The organism is Hymenobacter fodinae, assembly GCF_004745825.1.
Classification (GTDB): Bacteria; Bacteroidota; Bacteroidia; order Cytophagales; family Hymenobacteraceae; genus Hymenobacter; species Hymenobacter fodinae.
Genome location: NZ_SRLA01000002.1, coordinates 1,205,632 through 1,224,993, shown reverse-complemented (window position 1 = coordinate 1,224,993; position 19,362 = coordinate 1,205,632). Strand labels below are relative to the sequence as shown.

Below are 19,362 nucleotides of genomic sequence, written 5' to 3'. Positions count from 1 at the left end.
CTCTCTTACCTTTTCTAACCCACCTCTTCCCTAATGCCTGAAACCAGCTTTCTGAACTTCTCCATCGAGGCGGGCGTCGCCACGCTTACGCTCAACCGGCCCGACGTTTTCAACAGCGTAAATAAGCCGCTGGCCTTGGCTCTCCAGCAGCGCCTGCGCGAGTGTCAGCAGAACCCAGAGGTACGGGCGGTGCTGCTTACCGGCACGGGCAAAGCGTTCTGCGCCGGTCAAGACCTGGCGGAAATCACGGGTCCCGACAGCCCCGAGGTTGCTGAGATTGTGGAGAAGCACTACAACCCTATTGTGCAGCTGATTCGGGAATTGGAGAAGCCAGTGGTAGCGGCGGTAAACGGCGTAGCGGCAGGCGCGGGTGCCAACTTGGCCTTGGCCTGCGACATTGTAGTGGCTAAGGAATCGGCTTCGTTTATTCAGGCATTCAGCAAGATTGGGCTGATTCCGGATAGTGGCGGAACGTACTTCCTGCCCCGCCTGATTGGCCTGCAACGCGCCGCGGCCCTCATGTTCACCGGCGACAAAGTAAGCGCCTCTGAGGCTGTGCAGATGGGCATGATCTACAAGGCTTTTGCTGATGATAGCTTTGAGACGGAAGTAGCGGCCTTGGTCAGCAAATTGGCCGCCATGCCCACCAAGGGCCTGGCCTACACCAAGCAGCTACTCAACACTACCTTCGGCAACGACCTTACCCAGCAGCTCCGCGCCGAAGCCGATTATCAGCTCCGCGCTGGCCACACCACCGACTACAAAGAAGGAGTTTCGGCCTTCCTTGAAAAACGCAAACCCACTTTCACCGGCGCATGATCATCGGAATCATTGGGAGCGGGGCCATGGGTGCGGGCATTGCCCAGGTAGTACTTACCGCTGGTCACACCGTTCGTTTGCTCGATCAGAACGCAGCGGCCTTGCAACGAGCTGGTCAGTCCATCCGCACAAACCTTGATAAGCTGGCGGAGAAAGGAAAGCTCACCTCGGAAGCGGCCAATAGCGCTTTTGCTAAGTTGCAGCTAACGGCAGAGTTGCAGGATTTCACTGATTGTGAGCTAGTTCTCGAAGCCATTGTGGAAGAGTTATCGGTGAAGCAGCAACTCTTTCGGGAAGTGGAGGTGGTTGTGTCGCCAGCCTGCATACTTGCTACCAATACGTCCTCACTTTCTATTGCTTCCATCGCAGCCGCGTGCCAGCAGCCCGAGCGCTTCATCGGGATTCACTTTTTCAACCCGGCTCCGCTGATGCAGTTAGTGGAAGTGATTCCGGCGGTGCAAACCCGTAGTGGCCTAGCCGAAGAAATCCGGGACTTGGTGCAGAGTTGGGGCAAGCTGCCCGTGCTGACCAAAGACACGCCAGGCTTTATTGTGAACCGCGTGGCGCGCCCCTTCTACGGCGAGGCCATCCGGATTCTGGAGGAAGGCATTGCCAATATGGCTACCATTGATTGGGCCATGACCGAGCTGGGTGGTTTTCGGATGGGGCCATTTGCCTTGATGGATTTCATCGGCCACGATGTGAACTACCGCGTGACGGAATCGGTATTTACGGCTTTTTTCTATGACCCACGCTTTAAGCCTTCTTTCACGCAAAAGCGCCTATTTGAGGCTGGTTACTACGGCCGTAAATCGGGCCGTGGCTTCTACGACTACCGAGCGGGTGCCGTGTTGCCCGAGCCTACCCGCGACGAGGCCCTAGGCCACTTGGTGCTCCAGCGCATTTTGGCCATGCTCATCAACGAAGCCATAGATGCCCTGGCCTTGAACGTGGCTTCCAAAGAAGATCTGGAGCTAGCCATGACCAAGGGCGTGAACTACCCTAAAGGCCTATTGGCTTGGGCCGATGCGCTAGGCCTCTCCACCGTGCTCACCACTCTCGACGAGCTTTACGCCGAGTACCACGAGGACCGTTACCGCGCCAGTCCCTTGCTGCGCCGGATGGTGCGGGCCAATCAGACGTTTTTCCAACATGAGCCAGCAATCAGCCACGGGTAACAGTCGGGCTGAAGCCGTGAAGGAGCTGATGCTTGAGAATGACGCCTTCAGCAAATTGCTAGGTCTGCAGGTGGAGGAAGTGGGCCCCGGCTACTGCCGGCTACACTTTGCAGTCCGGCCCGATATGGTCAATGGGTTTGGGGCCCTGCACGGTGGTGTCACGTTTGCAGCTGCCGACTCAGCGTTTGCCTTCGCCTGCAATAGCCACGGCCGCCAGAGCGTGGGTCTTACCGTCACAATCGACTACCTAGAAGCTGGCAAAACCGGCGACGTGGTGACCATAGAGGCGCGCGAGGAAAGTCTTAAGCACAAAATTGGGGTGTACCAGGTGCGCGCTACCAATCAAGATGGCGTAGTGCTGGCTCTGTTTAAAGGCACCGCCTACCGCACCAGTAACGAGATTCTATAATGCCGTTAGGGGCCTAGACGATAAACGAAATACATTGACCGTCATGCTAAGCCTGTGGCGCATCAAGCCAAGTCCTGCAGCAGCTCTACCTCTGGCTTATCGACTGGCCTAGCCTTCGGCAAGCTCAGCATGACGCGCTAGTTACTCTTCTTAATCAGCCCCCGACAATCAGCAACTAGCATGAACCAAGCGTATATAATTGACGGTATCCGGACGCCTATTGGCAATTTCGGCGGCTCTCTTTCCACCGTCCGGCCCGATGACATGGCTGCGCACATCATTCAGGAGCTGCTACGGCGTAACCCGTCTGCCGACCCGGCCGCCATTGCCGATGTGATTCTGGGCTGCGCCAACCAAGCTGGCGAAGACAACCGCAACGTGGCGCGTATGGCGTTGCTGCTGGCGGGCCTGCCCACCTCGGTACCTGGCGAAACGGTAAACCGTTTGTGCGCCTCGGGCCTCTCGGCTAGTATTGGAGCCGCCCGCGCCATCCAAAGTGGCGACGGAGACCTGTTCATTTCCGGCGGTGTGGAGAGCATGACTCGCGCGCCCTACGTGATGTCGAAGCCCAGCAAAGCGTTTGGTACCGACTCTCAAATGTATGATTCCAGCTTTGGCTGGCGCTTCATCAACCCGCGCCTCGAAGAGGCCTACGGCACCGATGCAATGGGCGAAACCGCGGAAAACCTGGTAGACCGCTACGGCATCAGCCGCGAAGACCAAGATCAGTTCGCCTACGATTCGCACCTGCGCGCCGGCCGTGCCCGCGACTCTGGCCGCTTCGCTGAAGAAATTGTGCCTTTAGCTATTCCTCAACGTAAGGGCGAGCCCGTCCTGTTTTCGGAGGATGAGTTTATTAAGTCTAACACCACGCTTGATGGCCTAGCCAAGCTGCGGCCCGCGTTTCGCAAAAACGGCTCCGTAACGGCCGGTAACTCCTCGGGGCTGAATGATGGCGCAGCGGCACTGTTGTTGGCTTCCGAGGATGGTATCAAGCAGCACGGCCTCACACCCCGCGCCCGCATTGTGGCCATGGGCGTGGCAGGTGTAGAGCCGCGCTACATGGGCATCGGGCCGGTGCCGGCGTCGCAGCAAGCACTGAAAAAAGCCGGGCTCACGTTGGACCAAATGGATATCATTGAATTCAATGAGGCTTTTGCAGCTCAAACCATGGCTTGCGTGCGGGGGCTGGGGTTGGAAGGCAACGACCCACGCATCAACCCTAATGGCGGCGCTATTGCCCTAGGCCACCCCTTGGGCATGAGCGGGGCTCGCATTCTAAACACCGCCGCCCTGGAGCTGCACAAGCAGAACAAGCGTTACGCCCTCATTACTATGTGCGTGGGCGTAGGCCAGGGATACGCGGCCATTATCGAGAAAGTATGATTTACGCATTCAACGGGATGGTGCCGGTCGTGCATGAGTCGGCGTTTGTGCACCCCCAGGCCACAGTTACTGGCAACGTCATCATCGGCCGCAACGTGTACATCGGGCCCGGTGCAGCCATTCGCGGCGACTGGGGCCAGATTATCATCGAGGACAACTGCAACGTGCAGGAAAACTGCACCGTGCACATGTTCCCCGGCACTACCGTCCGGCTCAAGGAAATGGCTCATATCGGCCATGGCGCCATCATCCATGGGGCCACCATCGGCCGCAACGTGCTGGTAGGTATGAACGCCGTAATCATGGACCGCGTGGAAATCGGCGACGAATGCGTGATTGGAGCCTTGAGCTTTATCAAAGCCGATGAAGTCATTTCGCCCCGCAGTCTGGTGGTGGGCAACCCGCACAAGATTATTCGGCAAGTAAGCGACGAAATGGTGGCCTGGAAAACCGAAGGCACCCAGATTTACATGCAGCTGCCCGCCGACCTCCACGCCACCCTCACGCCCTGCGAGCCCCTGCGCGAAGTACCCGCTGACAGGCAGATGCAGGCAGTGGCCTACCAAACCTGGAACGAACGGAAAGAAGGTCAGTAATACCTCAATACCACATAACGAAGAACGTCATGCTTCATCTGGCGTCCGCTTGTTGAAGCACTCTACTGCTTCTCTAGGCCAGTAGGTAGTCAGATGTAGAGATGCTGCGGCTCCGCTCAGCAAGGCGGACTAGTTTTAGATGCACCTCTCTCCCACCCCATCAACTCTATACTCCTTCCCACCTCATTTATATGACTCCCACCCTCCAAAACTATGCGCTAGGCCACTGGATTGCCGGTAAGGGCCACGAGCAGGAACTCCTTGACGCCAGCACCGGCGAAGTCATTGCTTTGGCCAGCAGCGAAGGGCTCGATTACGCCGCCATGATGGACTACGCGCGCCGGACCGGCAACAAAGCCCTGCGCAAAATGACCTTCCATGAGCGCGGCCGCATGCTCAAAGCCCTGGCACTGCACCTGGATAGCAAAAAAGAAGATTTCTATACCCTCAGCTACCGCAGCGGCGCTACCCGCGCCGACTCTTGGATTGACATTGAGGGTGGCATCGGTAACCTGTTCGCCAACGCCTCGCTGCGCCGCAAATTCCCGGACAAGCCGTTCTACGTAGAGTCAGACCCCATTGCGCTTTCAAAGGCAGGCAACTTCATGGGTCACCATATCTTGGTGCCGAAGGAGGGCGTGGCTGTGCACATCAACGCCTACAACTTCCCCATTTGGGGCATGTTGGAGAAGATTGCGGTAAACCTGCTGGCCGGGATGCCTGCCATCGTGAAGCCGGCCGTACCATCAGCCTACCTCACGGAAGCAGTGGTGCGCGAGATTATTGCCTCCAAAATTCTACCGGAAGGCTCGCTGCAACTGGTGTGCGGCACCGGCGAAGGCATTCTCGACCACGTGACCTACCAGGATGTGGTGACCTTCACCGGCTCGGCCGAAACCGGTCGCAAACTGAAAGCCCACCCGCGCATCATCGCGGAGGCGGTGCCGTTCACTATGGAAGCTGATTCCTTAAATGCCGCCGTGCTAGGCCAGGATGCCGTGCCGGGTACCGTGGAGTTCGACTTGTTCATAAAGGAAATCCGGAAGGAAATGACGGCCAAGGCTGGGCAGAAATGCACCGCTATCCGCCGCGCCATCGTTCCCGAAAACCTGCTGGAAGATGTGCAGATTGCCCTGGGCAAAGCCTTGGCTCAAACTACTATCGGTCACCCGCAGGCGGAAGGGGTACGAATGGGTGCCTTGGTGAGTCTGGCCCAGGTAAACCGGGTGCGCGAGCAAGTGCGCCAACTGGCCAAAAACACACCCATCGTGTATGGCGACTTAGACAATGTGCAGGTGATTGGCGGTGACTGCAAAACCGGCGCTTTCATGTCGCCAATTGTGATGCTGAACCCCGAGCCGTTCAAGTTTACCGACAGCCATGAGGTAGAAGCCTTTGGGCCGGTAAGCACGCTCATGCCTTACAAAACACTGGATGAGGCCATTGAACTCTCCAATATGGGCAAAGGATCACTGGTATGCTCGGTGGCTACTAACGACCCGCGCACGGCCCAGGAGTTTGTACTAGGTGCTGCCACCCACCATGGCCGCATTCTGGTTATCAACGAGGAAGTAGCTAAAGAAAGCACCGGCCACGGTTCGCCCCTGCCCCTGCTGATTCACGGTGGGCCCGGCCGCGCCGGCGGCGGGCAGGAAATGGGTGGCATCCGTGGGGTAGAGCACTTTATGCAGCGCGTGGCTATTCAGGGCTCGCCCAGCATGATTACGGCCATTACGGAGGTGTACCAGCCCAAGGCCAAGCAGATTGAGAAGGACAAGCACCCTTTCCAGCACTACTTTGAGGAATTGGAAATCGGGCAGACCTACACCACCCATCGCCACACCGTCACGGAGTCAGACATCACCAACTTCGCGCAAGTGTCCGGCGACAACTTTTACGCCCACGTCGATGCTACTTCTCTGGAAGGTACGCTCTTCACGGGCCGCGTGGCTCATGGTTACTATATCCTAAGCAAAGCCGCCGGTATGTTCGTGGACCCACGCAAGGGGCCTGTACTGTTGAACTATGGCCTAGACGAATGTCGCTTCACCAAGCCGGTATACCCGGGCATGACCATTGGGGTGAAGCTAACCGTGAAGGAAAAAATAGGCCAGGAAAAGCGCGATGTGGAAGACGTAGCTAAAGGCATCGTGCGCTGGCTGGTGGATGTGTCCGACGAAACCGGTGAAACCGTGGCCGTAGCCACCATTCTCACTATGGTGAAGATGAAAAGCCAGGAATAAATTTCTCGCAAAACGGCGCAGCTTTGCGCCGTTTTGCTTACCGCCTCAACGCACCTCCGCGCATCGTTACTTTGCATATGATTCATACCACCCTTACCGCCGGCACGGTCGAAACCTCTACCGATGCCAATGGTGTAGCTACCATTTCTTTCTTCCACCCCAGCCACAATTCCCTGCCCAGCGCCTTGCTGACGCAACTCGCCAATACTATTACCGCCGTAGGCCAGTCGGCCGACACGAAGGTTATCATTCTCAAAAGCGGCGGCGAGAAAACGTTTTGCGCGGGCGCCAGCTTCGACGAGTTGATGGCTATTGAAAACGAAGCTCAGGGGTTAGAATTCTTCTCAGGCTTTGCGAAGGTGATTAATGCCTGCCGCACCTGCCCGAAAATTGTTGTAGGCCAGGTACAGGGCAAGGCCATTGGCGGAGGTGTGGGCGTAGCGGCCTCCACCGACTATTGTTTTGCTACTACGCAGGCTTCTGTAAAACTGAGTGAGCTAGTGGTGGGCATTGGGCCTTTCGTGGTAGGTCCGGCCGTGGAGCGAAAAATTGGCTTATCTGCCTACTCCCAGTTGGCGCTAGATGCCGCAGAATTTCGCTCCGCTGAATGGGCAAAAGAGCATGGGCTCTACGCCGAAGTTTTAGATACTACTGCAGCACTTGATGCGGCTGTGAAAGCTTTTGCCATTAAGCTGTCAGCTTATAACCCTGAGGCGTTAACTGAGCTAAAGCGGGTTTGCTGGCAAGGCACCGAGAATTGGGATACTCTCTTAGTTGAGCGTGCTGCTATCAGTGGCCGGTTGGTTCTCTCAGATTTCACTCGTAATTCTATCCGGCAGTTTAAGAGTAAGTAAGAAGCTTAAACACAGAACAGCCTGCCATTCTAAGAATGGCAGGCTGTTCTGTGTTTAAGTGGCCTAGCGAGTGGTTGTACCGCTGGTCGTGCCGCTGGTAGTACCCGATGTAGTGCCAGAGGTAGTAGTTCCCGAGGTTGTTCCTGAAGTAGTACCCGTGGTGGTAGTTCCGGTAGTAGAACCGTAGGTAGTGGAGCCACTAGTTGTACCTGTAGTGGTAGTTGAACCCGAAGTGCTACCTGAGGTAGTGCCGGAAGTGCTACCTGAAGCACCGGTGCCAGTAGTAGAGCACGATGACAAGGCTGCGCCAGTAGCAAACAATACTGTCAGAATGCGAGCTGACCAGAGGGCTTTTTGTGAGCTTTTCATAGGAGTTTGGTTAAGGGAGTAGATGGTACAAATGAAGTCAGGATACTGATCCTGCCCTGAGGGCCTAGCAGAGGTATTGTTAGCTGCTGGCGACCTCGTGTCTCTTGGCAAGATTACTTGGTGTTGTAGGGATGTCCCTTGCCAGAAATGGGCAGAAAAGCCAGAAGTATGGTGGCGCTTTAGAAGCTACCACTCTTATGTTTTTGGCTTCCTGAGTTCTTCTACGACTCCTTACTATCTTTTGTTCAACATCTTACGCATCTTAGCCTCTTTCCTTAACAACTGTAGCGCTTATACTGTGGTGCTCAGACTGGGCCTTATACCGTTACAGGCTCTTCAATTGCAATGGCAATTTCAATCTCTTCCAAGGGTGGTACCGGTGCAAAGCGCGACTCATGAAAGTTGGCTTCAGGAAACCCTGGTGCTACTTCAGCATTATTGATTTCGTGTAGCGTAATGCCGTAGCCACGGTGCGTATTATAGAGGCCACGCACCGTGTAGATTGGTCCACGCTTCGGCGTTTGAATGTTTGGGTTTTGCACGAGCAGGATGGTGAAGTCGTCGTTGGTGCAAACAACTTCCTGTCCGATGTGAAAGAGAGGTGGATTCATGCGTGGTTACGTAACAGACCGAAATTGCTGCATTTGCTAATGCTAGGCCACAGGTATGCGCCTAACCCGGCCGGGATGAGCAAAGTTCGGAGACAATGGGCAAGTACCGCTCCCTATTTTTGTTTGAGCGCTTCGGTTACGGCCTGCTGCAATAAGGGCTCCATCACACGGTAACCAGCTAAATTAGGGTGCACGCCGTCTTCCCCATAAGCGGCCTTCAGCCCCATTCGCTCATCAGCCATGGGAGTATGGTAGTCAAGATACACCAACTTATTCTGCCGGGCATACTCCTTGATCATGGCGTTCAAGGCCACAATTTTAGGCGCCGGATTCAGCCCTTTGCGCCATCCGAACTCAGCCGCTGGCAGCACTGAGCATAGCACTACTCGAACCTTGTTTGCCCGCGCCAACTCTACCATCGACTTGATGTTGTTGAGCGTGGCGTGTGGATCATAGGGGCCTGTATTCTCAGCCACGTCGTTCGTACCGGCCAGAATGGCAACTACTTTCGGCTGAAGCTCCAATACATCTTGCCGAAACCGTAGCAGCATTTGAGGTGAAGTCTGCCCACTAATTCCTCGCCCAATTAGCTCGTAAGGCTTTCCAGCAAAGAATGGTGGGTCTGCGTTAGGCCAGGCGTCGGTAATGGAGTTGCCCAGCAGCACTACGCGAGGCGCATTAGCACTTGGTGGAGGCAATGCCTTATTAGCGGCGGCATAACGTGCCAGTTTAGCCCAGTCAGTACGTAGCGGGTCAGGAGCCTGAGTTGTCTGCGCCATGACAGGCCTAGTACACAAGCTTAGGAGCAGAACAACAGCAATTAGTAATTTCATAGACCGAGCCAGAGAATAAGGAGGGGGATAAGCAAAGAAAGCAAAGTTTACAGTCCTACTTCATGTTATACCATGAAATGTAAAACAGCAGATGTAATGGCCATCCGTTTCGGCTTGTATAGTTCTCTTGCACTATATAGCCATTGCATCTATATACAGTTGATAACATAGGGTGAGTGCTTACTCTATTGCGTAAAAAAGCAACAAAGCTCAAAAAAAGTTGCTGCACAGCGGCTTGTTAATGCGTGTTTTTTAAGCGCCTTAAAACCTTGAAATATCCCCTCTTATAGCGTTTTTAAACGATTTATGCTTACTTTAAGGTGTGAGCTAAGCGTATAAGATTGCGAGCAAGCGTGCTTCTGGCGCCCCGGAAGCAAATTCAAGCTCTTGCATTCTCCAAATAAGGAACAATAAATTAGGGCGAATTAACCTCAGCAGCAACCCTCTTGCAGGGTCGTTGTCTTATCCCTTGTAGGCTGCGCCAGCGCAGTATCCGCTCTGTCTATCCCGTGGCTTTGCTTCATTAAGAAGCAACTGTCCATCTCGTTCCGCACATATGTTCTGCCCATCTACTGTGCAGAATTATCCAAGCCTTAGTAGGCCTACTTCCCACCCTTCCTTTCTATATGAACTCCAGACGTTCGTTCGTAAAGTCCGCGGCCTTGCTATCGGCCGGTGCACTATTTAGCCCCAGCTTGTTGGCGGCTCCTAAGTCCTACATTGGGCTGCAGCTGTATACGGTGCGCGAAGCCATGCAGCAAGATCCGGCCGGCACTTTAGCTCGCATTGCCAAGCTGGGGTACAACTCCGTAGAAGGTGCTACTTATACGGGCAGCCAGAAGTTCTATGGCATGGACCCAACCGCGTTTGCTAAGCTGCTCAAGCAGAATGGGCTGATTATGCCTAGTAGCCACTACCGGTTAGGGGAAGAGCAAGACAAGGGCCAACCCGTGCTAGGCACCATGCTACATGGGTGGGATAAAGCGGTAGACGATGCTGCGCAAGCCGGAGTGAAATATATGGTGTGCGCTTACTTATCAGAAGCGGAGCGTGGCAACCTCGACCACTACAAGTACGTGGCCGATCAGCTCAATAAAGCGGGGGAACGGAGCAAGAAAGCAGGTATTCAGCTTTGCTACCATAACCACGACTTCGAGTTCATGGCCCAAGACGGGCAGATGCCCTTCGACCTGCTGCTAAATAACACTAGCAAAGACCTGGTCAAGATGGAGCTTGACCTATTTTGGGCCACCAAAGCCGGCCAAGACCCAGTAGCGCTGTTTAAGAAGCATCCTGGTCGTTTCCCGCTCTGGCACGTGAAGGATATGGACAACACGCCCAAGAAAAACTTCACGGAAGTAGGCAGCGGTGTAATCGACTTCAAGCGAATTTTTGCCCAGGCCAACACGGCCGGCATGAAGTACTTCTTCGTGGAGCAGGACCAGACCCCTGGCTCGCCTTTCGATAGCATTCAGAAGAGTATCGCGCACATCAAGCGCACCCTAGTATAAGTTTTTGCCTGTGGCAGGTGAAAGAACCTCTGGCCTATTATACTAGGGCACTGCCCCTGGCTCTCATTTAGCTCGCCTATCTCATCCCACCAGTATGGAAAAGTATACTTACGATGCCATCGTCATCGGATCCGGCATTTCGGGCGGCATGGCTGCCAAAGAATTGACGGAGAAAGGCTTGAAAACTATTATGCTCGAGCGTGGCCGCAACGTCGAGCATGTAAAAGACTACGTCAACGCCAACAAGGCGCCATGGGAGCTACCGCACCGCGGGGGCAAAACCCAGCAAATGATTGAGGACCATCCCGTGCTGAAGCGCGATTATACCCTCAACGAAAGTAACCTTGACTTCTGGGTTGATGAACGAGCTAGCCCCTACGTGGAAGTGAAGCCCTTCGACTGGTTCCGGGGCTACCAGGTGGGGGGACGCTCCCTGATGTGGGGGCGCCAATCGTACCGCTGGAGCGACTACGACTTCGAAGCTAATGCCAAAGACGGCATTGCCGTAGACTGGCCTATTCGCTACAAGGACCTAGCTCCGTGGTATAGCCGCGTAGAGAAGTTTGCGGGCATCAGCGGCAACCGCGACGGATTACCCCAGCTGCCCGACGGCGAGTTCATGCCCCCCATGGAAATGAACTGCGTGGAGAAGGATGTGGCGGCTCGCATTAAGAAGCACTACAAAGACCGGCATATGGTAATTGGCCGCACGGCCAACATCACAAAGCCGCATAATAACCGCGTTAACTGTCAGTACCGCAACAAGTGCTGGCTGGGCTGCCCATTTGGGGCCTACTTCAGCACGCAGTCGGCGAGCTTACCAGCCGCTATGGCAACTGGTAACCTCACATTGCGTCCGTTTTCTATTGTCACGCGCATTCTCTACGATAAGGATACGAAGCGGGCGAAGGGCGTGGAGGTGCTGGATGCAGAAACCAACAAAACCTACGAGTACTACGCTAAGATTATCTTCCTGAATGCTTCCACGCTAAACTCGGCGTGGGTGCTCATGAACTCCGCTACTGATGTGTGGCCTGATGGCTTGGGCAGCAGCAGCGGGGAGCTAGGCCACAACCTCATGGACCACCACTTCCGGGCGGGGGCCCACGGTGAAATGCCGGGCTATGAGGATAAGTACGTGTATGGGCGCCGGGCCAACGGTATTTACGTGCCTCGCTTCCGTAACCTGTTCGGCGATAAGCGCGACTACATCCGGGGCTTTGGCTACCAGGGTAGCGCGGGCCGCGAAGGTTGGAGCCGCGAAATTGCTGAAATGAGCATCGGTGGCGACCTGAAAGATGCCCTCACCGAACCCGGCCAGTGGACCATGGGCCTGGGGGCATTTGGTGAAACCTTACCCTACCACGACAACCGTACTTACCTCGACAAAACCAAAAAGGACAAGTGGGGCCTGCCCGTGCTGGCCATTGACGCGTCTATCCGCGAAAACGAGCAGAAAATGCGCATCGACATGATGCAGGATGCGCAAGAGATGCTGGAGAAAGCCGGACTCAAAAACGTGAAGACTTACAACAACGGCTATGCCATGGGAGGTGGCATTCACGAGATGGGTACCGCCCGCATGGGCCGCGACCCAAAAACCTCGGTGCTGAACCAGCATAACCAGGTGTGGGACGCTCCAAACGTGTACGTAACGGATGGCGCCTGCATGACGTCGGCAGCCTGCCAGAACCCTTCTCTGACGTACATGGCCCTCACGGCCCGCGCCGTAGACCACGCCGTGGGTGAGTTGAAAAAGCAGAACGTCTAACCTCTATCGGCACAGTCATGAACAGAAGAGACGCATTAGCCCGGGTAGCCATCCTGATGGGGGGCGCCGTAATTGGAGGCGACTATTTCCTTACCAGTTGCTCCTCTCCTTCGGAAGAGAAAGAAAAGAAGGGCGCTGCTAAGACAACCAAGGAGGAAAAACCTTTCCTCAAGCAAGACCAAGTGGCCTACCTCAATGAGGTAGGTGAAACCATTCTGCCCACCACGGCTACGCCCGGGGCCAAAGCTGCCGACGTAGGAAGCTTTATGGCCGTGATGGTGCGCGACTGCTACAAGCCCGAAGATCAGAAGATATTTCTGAAGGGATTGGACGACTTGGAGCAGGCCAGCAAGAAGAAGAATGGCAAAGGCTTCCTGGAGTCAGATACGGCGCAGCGTACTGCCCTGCTCCGGGCCCTCGATGAGGAACAGAAGAACTACGCCAAAACCAAAACGCTGGAAGCGCCTAACCACTACTTCCGCATGATTAAGGAGCTCACCATGCTGGGCTACTTTACCTCGGAGGTTGGCAGCACCAAAGCCTTGCGCTATCTGCCCGTACCCGGCAAATACGAAGGCTGTGTGCCGTACAAGAAAGGCGACCGGGCCTGGGCTACTACTTGATTTAGCTGTCAGTTATGAGTTGCCAGTTGTTGGATTTAAATCGGTAACTGGCAACTCACAACCGACAACTGGCAACTGAAAACTGAATGATACGATTAGGAATGATTGGTGGCGGACAGGGCGCCTTTATTGGTGCCGTTCACCGCCATGCGGCGGCCTTAGATGGTCTGTATAAACTGGTAGCCGGGGCCTTCAGTAGCAACCCCGAAACCTCGCGGGCCAGTGGGCAGCAGCTAGGCCTGTCGGCCGACCGGGTGTATGGGTCCTTCCAGGAACTGATTGAGCGGGAGAAGCAGCTCCCGGAAAACGAGCGGGTACAGGCACTGTCTATCGTGACGCCCAACCACTTGCACTTTGCCCCTACCAAGCTGGCGCTAGAAAATGGCTTCCACGTCATTCTAGACAAGCCCATGACATTTTCTTTGGCTGAAGCCAAGGAGCTGCAAGCTGTGCTGGCGGCCAGTAACGCCCGTTTCTGCCTGACTCATACCTATACTGGTTACCCCATGGTGAAGGAGGCCCGACAACTGGTAGCGTCCGGCGCGCTTGGGGCCGTACGCAAAGTGTATGTAGAGTACCCCCAGGGCTGGCTGAGCAATTTCGAGGAAGGTTCTGACAATAAGCAGGCCGCTTGGCGCACCGACCCTAGCCGCAGTGGCATTGCCGGCGCCATGGGCGACATTGGCACTCATGCGTTTAACCTTCTGGAGTACGTGAGTGGCCTAGCCGTCACCCAACTCTGCGCCGACATCAACACGGTAGTTGCCGGGCGGCAGCTCGACGACGATGGCGCCGTGCTGCTGCGCTTATCGGGCGGGGCTAGCGGCGTGCTGATAGCTACCCAGGTGGCCGCTGGCGAGGAAAATAATGTGCGCGTGCGCGTGTATGGCGAGAAAGGTGGCCTAGAGTGGCAACAAGCCGACGCCAACACCTTGCAAGTAAAATGGCTGGACAGGCCTACGGAAATCCGGCGGACGGGTGCTGGCTACGTGAGCTCCTACGCCCAGCACAACACCCGCACGCCCGCCGGCCACCCCGAAGGGTACCTGGAAGCGTTTGCTAACCTCTACCGCAACTTCGCCCTGACGCTGCAGGCCGAGCAAGCAGGCCAAACACCCACCCCCGAAGCCCTGGATTTCCCGGGTATGGAGGAAGGTGTGCGCGGAATGGCGTTTATTGAGAACGTAATTGCCTCGGGCCGCTCTACGCAGAAGTGGACTGAGTTCACCGTGTAACAACCTATGAAAACAATAAAAGGTCCGGCCATTTTTCTAGCGCAGTTTATCAGCGACGAGGCTCCATTCAACTCGCTGGAGTCGATCTGCGCGTGGGCCAGTGGCCTAGGCTTCAAAGGAGTGCAGTTGCCCACCACTGATAGCCGCTTCATCGATCTGCAGCTGGCCGCCGAAAGCCAGACGTATGCCGATGAGTTGAAGGGCAAGGTGCAAGCCGCCGGCCTCGAAATCACGGAACTTTCTACCCACCTGCAGGGCCAACTGGTGGCCGTTAACCCCGTCTACGATCAGCTATTTGATGGCTTTGCGCCCGCTGCGGTGCAAGGCAACCCCAAGGCCCGCCAGGAATGGGCGGTGCAACAGCTTAAGTACGCCGCGAAAGCCTCTCAAAACCTGGGGCTCACTGCTCACGCTACATTCAGCGGTGCTCTACTGTGGCCCATGGTGTACCCCTGGCCCCAACGCCCGGCTGGCTTAGTGGAAACTGGCTTCACGGAATTGGCTCGTCGCTGGCTGCCCATCCTGCAAACGTTTGACGAGTGCGGAGTGGATCTGTGCTACGAAGTGCACGCGGGCGAAGACCTGCACGACGGCATCAGCTACGAGATGTTCCTGGATAAGGTACAGCATCACCCCCGCGCCTGCCTCCTCTACGACCCCTCCCACTTCGTGCTACAATGCCTCGATTATTTGGAGTACATTGATATCTACCACGAGCGCATTCGCATGTTCCACGTGAAGGATGCCGAGTTTAACCCTACTGGCAGGCAGGGCGTGTACGGCGGCTACCAGAGCTGGCTCGACCGCGCCGGCCGCTTCCGCTCCCTCGGCGACGGGCAGGTAAACTTCAAGGCTATCTTCAGCAAAATGGCGCAGTACGACTTCCCCGGCTGGGCCGTGCTGGAGTGGGAATGCGCCCTTAAACACCCTCAAGACGGTGCCCGCGAAGGAGCCGCTTTCATCAAGGACCACATCATCCGGGTAACCGACAAAGCCTTCGACGATTTTGCCGCGACGGGTACCGACGAAAACTTCAACAAAACCGTGCTAGGCCTCTAACCTCCCCTAGCCTTTCTACTATGAAAAAAGCTTTGCTGCTCCTGGGCTTTTGCGCCTCGCTGGCCTCCTGCGGATCTGGTTCCGATGAACAAGCCTCCGCCAAGAAAGAAGAATACACACTGGCCGAATCTGATCCGTTAGAAAAAGACAGCACTACGGCGGCCAACGCGACGGCCGTGGCACATCAGCCCCAGATTGACACTAGCACCAATAAAATCGGCACTTCTCCCACGGGAGGCGCCGTGGCCACAGGCGCTAAGCTGATGGAAGGCGCCGACTGCGCCAGCTGCCACCGTGTTGATGAAAAACTCTTGGGCCCTGCATACAAAGCCGTGGCCGCGAAATATCCTGCTACCGACGCCAACATCACAATGTTGGCTAACAAGGTTATAACAGGTGGCAAAGGCAACTGGGGCGACATTGCTATGACGCCCCACCCCGGCCTATCCGTAGCCGACGCCAAAGAAATGACTCGCTACATCCTCAGCCTTAAGTAGCCGGCGGCCTAGCGCCTAGAGTCGTTACGCTGAGCACAAGCAAAGCATCTTTACTACTCTAGGTATTGGCCTAGCGTCACAACATGGCGGTAGAGAGGCTTGCTCAGGCCTTAGTTCGACTTCTTTCGGCCTGACGGCTAGTTAACAACATACCTTCCGCGCACTCCCCCAGCTTTCCTTCTCAGCTCCACATATCCTAATCCTTCCCGCCCATGACCCCTGCTATCCGGATTAAGCTGTCCATCATGATGTTTCTGGAGTTTTTCATCTGGGGCGCGTGGTTTGTGACGTTAGGCACCTATTTACTGCGTAACCTGAACGCCACCGGCACGCAAGTGGGTGTGGCGTTCCTGACGCAATCCATCGGGGCTATTGTGGCGCCGTTCATCATTGGGCTAATTGCTGACCGGTTCTTCTCGGCCCAGAAGATTTTGGGCGTGCTGCATTTAGCCGGGGCGTTTCTGTTATGGCGTGCCTCTACTTCTCCAGATTTCGGAAGCTTTTACCCCAATATCCTGACCTACATGATTCTGTACATGCCTACGCTGGCGCTGGTGAATTCCATCGCCTTCCGGCAGATGCAGAACCCGCAGAAAGAGTTTGCTCCTATTCGGGTGCTAGGTACACTTGGTTGGATTATAGCCGGCCTCACTATTGGCTGGCTGAACTGGGAGCAGAGCGGCAGTCTGCAGGCCACTTTCCTGATGGCGGCCGGTGCCTCGGCCCTGCTAGGCCTGTTCAGCTTCACGCTACCAGCCACGCCGCCCGTGAAAAGTGGTCAGCAGACTTCGCTGGGTGATATGCTGGGCCTTGATGCCATTGGCCTGCTCAAGAACCCCTCTTACCTAATTTTCTTTCTGGCTTCCATTGCCATCTGCATTCCCCTGGCCTTCTACTATGGCTTTACTAACCCTTTCCTTAACGAGGTGGGCATGAAGAAAGCGGCCGGTGTGCAGAGCCTAGGCCAGGTGTCGGAGCTGCTATTTATGCTGCTGATTCCGGTGTTTTTCAGCCGGTTAGGAGTAAAGAAGATGTTGGCTATTGGTATGCTAGCCTGGGTGCTACGCTACGTGTGCTTCGCGTACGGCAACGCCGAAAGCAACTACTGGATGCTTATTGCGGGCATTGTGCTCCACGGTATTTGCTACGACTTCTTCTTTGTAACGGGTCAGATTTACACCGATAACCTCGCCGGTGAGCGGTTTAAAAGCTCGGCGCAGGGCTTCATCACACTGGCTACCTATGGCGTGGGTATGCTGATTGGCACGCTACTATCGGGCCGCATCTTTGATGCCTACCAAACCTCCGCTACCACCCACGACTGGCGCATGATCTGGCTGATTCCGGCGGGCATTGCGGTGGTAGTGTTGTTGCTGTTCCTGCTCCTGTTCAAGGACCGCGCCCAGCCCCAGGCCGAAGCTGCGGCTTCCTATGATCAGGCCCCTTCCCTGGCCCAAGCCAACTAGCCTATGGCCTCCCTCTGGAACCGCCGCACCGCTCTCCGGGGTCTACTTACGGGCACCGCGGCCGTGAGCACCCTGAGCATAGCTAGCGCCTGCACTACCGACTCGCAACCGGCCATAAGTAGCCTAGCAGCCCTCAAGAACAACATCCGTCAGTCGGTGTGCCGCTGGTGTTTCCAGGACATGCCCCTGGACAAGCTGTGCGTTTCCGCTAAGGAAATGGGCATTCAGGGTATTGACTTGGTGGGACCGAAAGACTGGCCTACGCTGAAGAAGTACGGCCTTGACTCGCCCATGTGCAACGGCGCGGAAATCAACCTGACCGATGGGTTCAACGACCCTCGCTTCCACGCCCAGCTGCAGAAACAGTATTCGGAGATGATTCCGCTGGTAGCTAAGGCCGGCTACACCAACCTGATTTGCTTCAGCGGGAGCCGTCGGGGTATGTCGGATGAGCAGGGCTGGGCTAACTGCGTGCGAGGGCTGCAGCCCCTGATGGCGCTGGCCGAGAAGCACAAGGTGGTGCTGGTGATGGAGTTGCTCAACAGCAAAATCGACCACAAAGACTACCAGTGCGACCGAACCCAGTGGGGCGTGGAACTGGCCAAAAAGCTCGGCTCGGAACACTTCAAGCTGCTCTACGACATTTACCACATGCAGATTAATGAGGGCGACGTCATCCGGACCCTTACGGAGTATCACCCCTACATTGCCCACTACCACACCGCCGGCGTGCCGGGCCGCCATGAAATTGGTGACGCGCAGGAGCTGAACTACCCGGCCATTATCCGGGCTATTAAAGCCACCGGCTTCAAGGGCTACGTGGCGCAGGAATTCATGCCCCAGCAGCCTGATAAGCTGGCCTCGCTACGGCAAGCGGTGCAACTCTGCGACGTGTAGGCCAGTAGGCCAATAATCCTCTGACCTACCGAACTATCCTTTCGAGCAGCGCGAGAAATCTGGGTCACCCTTTAGGTCACTTTCTAGATTCCTCGCGCTGTTTGGGGTTACATTACCTCACCTTTCCTTTCCCACGTTTATGAAGCTAGCTATCCTCACGACCACCTTCCTTGGCTTTTCACTTATGGCCTGCGCCCAGCAAACTGCCAAACCCGAAGACACGGAAGTATGGGAGCCCGTGCCCAAAACCGTTGTCGCCACGCCCAGCTTCCCAGCGCCCCCGTCCGATGCCGTAGTGCTCTTCAACGGCAAGGACTTGAGCCAGTGGGTGACGGCTGACGACCGCACGAAGCCGGCTAAGTGGAAAGTAGCCGATGGCTTGCTGACCATTGATAAGACTACGGGAAATATCGAAACCAAGCAGAGCTTCACTAACTACCAGCTGCATCTAGAGTGGCGCGTGCCAGCCAACATTAGTGGCACAGGTCAGGCGCGCGGCAACAGTGGTTTGTTTCTGGCTTCTATCGGTAAAGGCGATTTGGGCTACGAGCTGCAGATTCTGGATTCGTACAACAACAAAACGTACGTAAACGGCATGGCTGGCAGCATCTACAAGCAGCACATTCCGCTGGTTAACCCCGCCCGCAAACCTGGCGAGTGGCAAGCCTACGATGTGTTCTGGACTGCCCCTACCTTCAAACCCGATGGCTCCATGCTCACACCCGCCCGCGTGACGGTGCTGTTCAACGGCGTGGTAGTGCAGAACAACACCACGCTAACTGGCCCGACCCAGTATATCGGTAAAGCTGAGTATAAGCAGGCGCATGGGGCCTCCCCCATCAAGCTGCAAGCCCACGGCGACAAGAGCGAGCCTCTCAGCTTCCGCAACATCTGGATCCGGGAGCTGTAAGCCCTCAGTAAAACACAAAAATCCGCCGGATGCAGCTGACTTCAGCGCGTCCGGCGGATTTTTTGTGTTTTACTCACTCGTCCTATATTCCCTTT

At 55.8% G+C, this 19,362-nt stretch carries 19 protein-coding genes; 16 read left to right on the top strand and 3 right to left on the bottom strand.

Annotated elements, in window-relative coordinates; translation table 11 throughout:
• The first annotated feature begins 33 nt into the window (after positions 1-33).
• From EU556_RS12535 to EU556_RS12505, 7 genes are all read left to right on the top strand, one after another.
• The gene (locus tag EU556_RS12535; RefSeq protein WP_135434436.1) at positions 34-819 is read left to right on the top strand and encodes an enoyl-CoA hydratase-related protein; all 786 of its coding nucleotides are present in this window, start codon (positions 34-36) and stop codon (positions 817-819) included.
• The gene (locus tag EU556_RS12530; RefSeq protein ID WP_135434435.1) at positions 816-1,997 is read left to right on the top strand and encodes a 3-hydroxyacyl-CoA dehydrogenase NAD-binding domain-containing protein; all 1,182 of its coding nucleotides are present in this window, start codon (positions 816-818) and stop codon (positions 1,995-1,997) included. Before EU556_RS12535 ends, EU556_RS12530 begins: the two co-directional genes overlap by 4 nt.
• The gene (gene paaI, locus EU556_RS12525) at positions 1,972-2,406 is read left to right on the top strand and encodes a hydroxyphenylacetyl-CoA thioesterase PaaI (RefSeq protein WP_135434434.1); all 435 of its coding nucleotides are present in this window, start codon (positions 1,972-1,974) and stop codon (positions 2,404-2,406) included. The genes EU556_RS12530 and paaI overlap by 26 nt, the downstream gene beginning before the upstream one ends.
• A 180-nt stretch (positions 2,407-2,586) precedes the next feature.
• Complete coding sequence (gene pcaF, locus EU556_RS12520) at positions 2,587-3,792, top strand: 3-oxoadipyl-CoA thiolase (RefSeq protein WP_135434433.1); 1,206 nt, start codon at positions 2,587-2,589, stop codon at positions 3,790-3,792.
• Positions 3,789-4,388 (top strand): acyltransferase, encoded by a 600-nt coding sequence (locus tag EU556_RS12515; protein ID WP_135434432.1) that lies wholly within the window; start codon positions 3,789-3,791, stop codon positions 4,386-4,388. Before pcaF ends, EU556_RS12515 begins: the two co-directional genes overlap by 4 nt.
• Before the next feature lie 191 nt (positions 4,389-4,579).
• A complete protein-coding gene (gene paaZ, locus EU556_RS12510) occupies positions 4,580-6,631 on the top strand; it encodes a phenylacetic acid degradation bifunctional protein PaaZ (protein WP_135434431.1) in 2,052 nt (683 codons plus the stop codon).
• A 77-nt stretch (positions 6,632-6,708) separates the two neighbouring features.
• Positions 6,709-7,485, top strand: a complete 777-nt coding sequence (locus tag EU556_RS12505; protein WP_135434430.1) for an enoyl-CoA hydratase/isomerase family protein — start codon at positions 6,709-6,711, stop codon at positions 7,483-7,485.
• A 63-nt stretch (positions 7,486-7,548) separates the two neighbouring features.
• Here EU556_RS12505 and EU556_RS26345 read toward each other — a convergent pair whose 3' ends face one another.
• The 3 genes from EU556_RS26345 to EU556_RS12490 form a co-directional block, all read right to left on the bottom strand.
• Positions 7,549-7,854, bottom strand: coding sequence for a hypothetical protein (locus tag EU556_RS26345; protein WP_210116273.1), 306 nt, complete (start codon positions 7,852-7,854; stop codon positions 7,549-7,551).
• Between the two features lie 317 nt (positions 7,855-8,171).
• Positions 8,172-8,465 carry a hypothetical protein gene (locus tag EU556_RS12495; protein WP_135434429.1) on the bottom strand — a complete coding sequence of 98 codons (294 nt, stop codon included), beginning with the start codon at positions 8,463-8,465 and terminating at the stop codon, positions 8,172-8,174.
• 113 nt (positions 8,466-8,578) lie between these two features.
• On the bottom strand, positions 8,579-9,244 hold the full coding sequence (locus EU556_RS12490; protein ID WP_245327606.1) for an SGNH/GDSL hydrolase family protein: 666 nt from the start codon (positions 9,242-9,244) through the stop codon (positions 8,579-8,581).
• 680 nt (positions 9,245-9,924) lie between these two features.
• Between EU556_RS12490 and EU556_RS12485 the strand changes: the two genes are divergently transcribed.
• The 9 genes from EU556_RS12485 (at position 9,925) to EU556_RS12445 (ending at position 19,267) form a co-directional block, all read left to right on the top strand.
• Positions 9,925-10,809 carry a sugar phosphate isomerase/epimerase family protein gene (locus tag EU556_RS12485; protein WP_135434427.1) on the top strand — a complete coding sequence of 295 codons (885 nt, stop codon included), beginning with the start codon at positions 9,925-9,927 and terminating at the stop codon, positions 10,807-10,809.
• Between the two features lie 94 nt (positions 10,810-10,903).
• The gene (locus EU556_RS12480) at positions 10,904-12,580 is read left to right on the top strand and encodes a GMC oxidoreductase (RefSeq protein ID WP_135434426.1); all 1,677 of its coding nucleotides are present in this window, start codon (positions 10,904-10,906) and stop codon (positions 12,578-12,580) included.
• A gap of 17 nt (positions 12,581-12,597) precedes the next feature.
• Complete coding sequence (locus tag EU556_RS12475; RefSeq protein WP_135434425.1) at positions 12,598-13,203, top strand: gluconate 2-dehydrogenase subunit 3 family protein; 606 nt, start codon at positions 12,598-12,600, stop codon at positions 13,201-13,203.
• An 86-nt stretch (positions 13,204-13,289) separates the two neighbouring features.
• Entirely contained in the window at positions 13,290-14,438 is a 1,149-nt protein-coding gene (locus EU556_RS12470; RefSeq protein WP_210116272.1) for a Gfo/Idh/MocA family protein, read from the top strand.
• A gap of 6 nt (positions 14,439-14,444) precedes the next feature.
• Positions 14,445-15,497 carry a sugar phosphate isomerase/epimerase family protein gene (locus EU556_RS12465; protein WP_135434424.1) on the top strand — a complete coding sequence of 351 codons (1,053 nt, stop codon included), beginning with the start codon at positions 14,445-14,447 and terminating at the stop codon, positions 15,495-15,497.
• Between the two features lie 20 nt (positions 15,498-15,517).
• Entirely contained in the window at positions 15,518-15,994 is a 477-nt protein-coding gene (locus EU556_RS12460; protein ID WP_135434423.1) for a c-type cytochrome, read from the top strand.
• A gap of 212 nt (positions 15,995-16,206) precedes the next feature.
• The gene (locus EU556_RS12455) at positions 16,207-17,460 is read left to right on the top strand and encodes a nucleoside permease (protein WP_135434422.1); all 1,254 of its coding nucleotides are present in this window, start codon (positions 16,207-16,209) and stop codon (positions 17,458-17,460) included.
• A gap of 3 nt (positions 17,461-17,463) precedes the next feature.
• Entirely contained in the window at positions 17,464-18,357 is an 894-nt protein-coding gene (locus EU556_RS12450; protein WP_135434421.1) for a hydroxypyruvate isomerase family protein, read from the top strand.
• A 139-nt stretch (positions 18,358-18,496) separates the two neighbouring features.
• Entirely contained in the window at positions 18,497-19,267 is a 771-nt protein-coding gene (locus tag EU556_RS12445; protein WP_135434420.1) for a 3-keto-disaccharide hydrolase, read from the top strand.
• The last annotated feature ends 95 nt before the right edge of the window (positions 19,268-19,362 follow it).

Bases quoted from the DNA above. Each gene is read 5' to 3' on its own strand.
- EU556_RS12505 (WP_135434430.1), top strand. From the start codon at position 6,709: ATGATTCATACCACCCTTACCGCCGGCACGGTCGAAACCTCTACCGAT.
- EU556_RS12530 (WP_135434435.1), top strand. From the start codon at position 816: ATGATCATCGGAATCATTGGGAGCGGGGCCATGGGTGCGGGCATTGCC.
- EU556_RS12455 (WP_135434422.1), top strand. From the start codon at position 16,207: ATGACCCCTGCTATCCGGATTAAGCTGTCCATCATGATGTTTCTGGAG.
- paaZ (WP_135434431.1), top strand. From the start codon at position 4,580: ATGACTCCCACCCTCCAAAACTATGCGCTAGGCCACTGGATTGCCGGT.
- pcaF (WP_135434433.1), top strand. From the start codon at position 2,587: ATGAACCAAGCGTATATAATTGACGGTATCCGGACGCCTATTGGCAAT.
- EU556_RS12480 (WP_135434426.1), top strand. From the start codon at position 10,904: ATGGAAAAGTATACTTACGATGCCATCGTCATCGGATCCGGCATTTCG.
- EU556_RS12495 (WP_135434429.1), bottom strand. From the start codon at position 8,465: ATGAATCCACCTCTCTTTCACATCGGACAGGAAGTTGTTTGCACCAAC.
- EU556_RS26345 (WP_210116273.1), bottom strand. From the start codon at position 7,854: ATGAAAAGCTCACAAAAAGCCCTCTGGTCAGCTCGCATTCTGACAGTA.
- EU556_RS12470 (WP_210116272.1), top strand. From the start codon at position 13,290: ATGATACGATTAGGAATGATTGGTGGCGGACAGGGCGCCTTTATTGGT.
- EU556_RS12490 (WP_245327606.1), bottom strand. From the start codon at position 9,244: ATGGCGCAGACAACTCAGGCTCCTGACCCGCTACGTACTGACTGGGCT.
- EU556_RS12535 (WP_135434436.1), top strand. From the start codon at position 34: ATGCCTGAAACCAGCTTTCTGAACTTCTCCATCGAGGCGGGCGTCGCC.
- EU556_RS12515 (WP_135434432.1), top strand. From the start codon at position 3,789: ATGATTTACGCATTCAACGGGATGGTGCCGGTCGTGCATGAGTCGGCG.
- EU556_RS12485 (WP_135434427.1), top strand. From the start codon at position 9,925: ATGAACTCCAGACGTTCGTTCGTAAAGTCCGCGGCCTTGCTATCGGCC.
- EU556_RS12445 (WP_135434420.1), top strand. From the start codon at position 18,497: ATGAAGCTAGCTATCCTCACGACCACCTTCCTTGGCTTTTCACTTATG.
- EU556_RS12460 (WP_135434423.1), top strand. From the start codon at position 15,518: ATGAAAAAAGCTTTGCTGCTCCTGGGCTTTTGCGCCTCGCTGGCCTCC.
- EU556_RS12465 (WP_135434424.1), top strand. From the start codon at position 14,445: ATGAAAACAATAAAAGGTCCGGCCATTTTTCTAGCGCAGTTTATCAGC.
- EU556_RS12450 (WP_135434421.1), top strand. From the start codon at position 17,464: ATGGCCTCCCTCTGGAACCGCCGCACCGCTCTCCGGGGTCTACTTACG.
- paaI (WP_135434434.1), top strand. From the start codon at position 1,972: ATGAGCCAGCAATCAGCCACGGGTAACAGTCGGGCTGAAGCCGTGAAG.
- EU556_RS12475 (WP_135434425.1), top strand. From the start codon at position 12,598: ATGAACAGAAGAGACGCATTAGCCCGGGTAGCCATCCTGATGGGGGGC.